This is a genomic window from Streptomyces sp. NPDC002573 (genome assembly GCF_042889625.1).
In the GTDB taxonomy this organism is placed as follows: domain Bacteria; phylum Actinomycetota; class Actinomycetes; order Streptomycetales; family Streptomycetaceae; genus Streptomyces; species Streptomyces gibsoniae.
Window position 1 is genome coordinate 1 of sequence record NZ_JBIARC010000220.1, and the last position, 2,730, is coordinate 2,730.

General features: G+C 69.4%; 1 protein-coding gene. It reads left to right on the forward strand.

Annotated features, from left to right (window positions below):
- Positions 1 to 413 precede the first annotated feature (413 nt).
- Positions 414 to 2,615 carry a recombinase family protein gene (locus ACFYX0_RS47365; protein ID WP_388981945.1) on the forward strand — a complete coding sequence of 734 codons (2,202 nt, stop codon included), beginning with the start codon at positions 414 to 416 and terminating at the stop codon, positions 2,613 to 2,615.
- The last annotated feature ends 115 nt before the right edge of the window (positions 2,616 to 2,730 follow it).

The window sequence follows — 2,730 nt, forward strand, 5'->3', positions numbered from 1 at the left end:
CAGCAGAGAATGACGTGCGAGCGTATGCGTTCCTCGAGCCGGTGATAGACGGGCCGCAGGTCGATGATCTGCTTCATGTCCCGCCAGCCCCGCTCAAGGAGCAAGCCGCAGTGCTGACATAGCCGAGACGGGTGCAGGGAATGCCCCTGTCATAGGGGTTGATGCCCTGTTGGCGCTGGTCGGAACGGTCCGCCGACTGCTTGAAGAGCGGGTCGAGGCGGGTGAGGGGGGTGGGTCGCGATGGCTGGTGGAGACGCGGCCGTGCCCCCAGTCCGCACCCGCGACAGCGGGAGCGCCGAGCTGGGAGTCGTTCCCGGAGATGAACCGGGTGATGGTGCGCCGCTTACTGGGTCTGCTGGTGGAGCGGATGGCGACGGCGGCACCGCCCGAGGGCGCGGACAGGGGTGTGGGCGATGACATCGGTCGGGCCGCCGTGGGAACGGCTGGAGGGCAAGGTCCAGCCCTGGCACCGTGACCGGCTCGCGGCCGTCTATGTGCGCCAGTCGACGGCCGGGCAGGTCAAGGATCACCGGGAGTCCACGCGGCTGCAGTACGCCCTGGTCGAGCGCGCGGTCGCGCTGGGATGGCCGCCTGCTCGGGTGCTGGTGATCGACGAGGACCTGGGGCACTCCGCGTCCGGGTTCGATGCGCGGCCCGGCTTTCAGCGTCTGGTCTCCGAGGTCGGGTTGGACCATGTGGGGATCGTGCTGGGGATCGAGATGTCCCGGCTGGCGCGTAGCGGTCGCGAATGGCATCAGCTCCTGGAGTTGTGCGCCCTGGCGGGGGCCCTGCTCGGGGACCCGGACGGCGTCTACGACCCCAGCGATCACAACGACCGGCTGCTGCTGGGCTTGAAGGGGACGATCAGTGAGGCAGAACTGCACCTGATCAAGCAGCGGATGTGGTCCGGACGTCTGGCCAAAGCCCGGCGTGGGGAATTGGTGGTGCCGCTGCCGATCGGCTTCCTGCGCCGCCGGTCCGGGGAAGTCGTCCTCGACCCCGACGAGCAGGTCCGCTCGGTGGTCCACCTGGTCTTCGAGCTGTTCGAGCGGTTCGGGACCGTCAACGCGGTGCTGTGCTACCTGGTCGACAACCACATCCAGGTCGGAGTGAGGCTGCGCGAGGGCCCCGAGCGCGGGGAGTTGGAGTGGCGCCGCCCCAGTCGGGCCGCGGTGCAGAACATGCTCCGCAACCCGGCCTACGCTGGAATCTACGTCTACGGCCGCAGTCGGCTCGATCCGCGGCGGCGGCAGGCGGGGCGGCCGTGCACCGGCCGGGTGCGTACCGGTCGCGAGGACTGGTTCGTCTACCTTCCGGGCCTGCTGCCTGCCTATATCAGTGTCGAGCAGTATGAGCGGAACCTTGAGCGGATGGACGCCAACCGGGCCCGGTCCGAGAGTATCGGGGTGGTGCGCGATGGCTCGGCGCTGCTGGCCGGGCTGGTGGTCTGCGGTCGCTGCGGCGCGAAGATGACGGTGCGCTACCAGCGCGGTGCGGGAGGGAAACTGCATCCGGCGTATGTGTGTGCCCGCGCCAAGAGCGACTACGGCCAGAGGCAGTGCCAGCAGCTGGCCGGCGGCTGCGTCGACGAGCACGTCACCGCCCTGCTGCTGCAGGCGATGACTCCCGCCGCGGTGGAGGTCTCCCTCGCGGCGGCCGAGCAGGTCGAGACACAGCGCGCTCAGGTGGACCGGATCTGGCGGCAGCGCCTGGAGCGCGCCGACTACGCGGCGGACCGCGCCCGGCGTCAGTACCAGCTCGCCGAGCCCGAGAACCGGCTGGTGGTACGGCAGTTGGAGAAGGACTGGGAGACCGCGATGCAACAGCGGCAGGCGCTGGGCGAGGAGTACGACCGCTTCCTCGCCGAGCGTCCGCGCACCCTCAGCGCCGCCGAGCGCGCACAGATCAGGGCCCTGGCCGCCGACATCCCCGGCATCTGGCATGCACAGACCACCACCGACGCGGACCGCAAGCAGCTGATCCGGCACCTGGTCGAGCAGGTTCGCGTCGAGGTGATCGGTACCAGCGAGCTGGTGAACGTGGCGGTCCGCTGGGCCGGCGGCCACCGCACCGACGCGCAGGTGGCACGTCCCGTGGCCTGCCTGACCCAGCTCAGCTACTACTCCCAACTCCGCGCCTGCACTGCTGAGTTGGCCGAAGCCGGCTGCACCACCGAGCAGATCGCCGAGCACCTCAACGCCGAGGGCTTCCGCCCGCCCAAGCGCAGTGAGACCTTCACCAGGAACGCAGTCAACGACCTGCTGCGGGCCCTGGGCATCCAGCGCTCCCGCACGCCTCACCGCACCCGCCCCGACCTGGACGAACACCAGTGGTGGCTCCGCGACCTCGCCGAGCACCTGGGCATGTCCGAGGTCACCCTCGACTCCTGGGTGCGGCGAGGCTGGGCCACCGGATACCTGCACCCCCAGGCCCGACTGACGGTCGTCCACGCCGACCCGGCAGAGGTCGAACGCCTGCGCACGCTGCACCAGGTGCCGCGCGGCCAGCACAACCGGCGCCCCTGGCTGAAGAATCAGGCCGCCAGCACGAACACCGGGAAAGAAGAGGCACGAGAGGAAGGAGCCGACGGCGATGGAACCAAGCCGCAGGTATGACAGCACTGTGGCTTGCTTCTCTCGACTTCGAGGAGCTGCTTGTAACCGAGGGCGATGTCCTCGGCGGATAGGTGAGGGTCGGAGCATCGCAGCAGGTACTTGCCGTCAAGGTTCT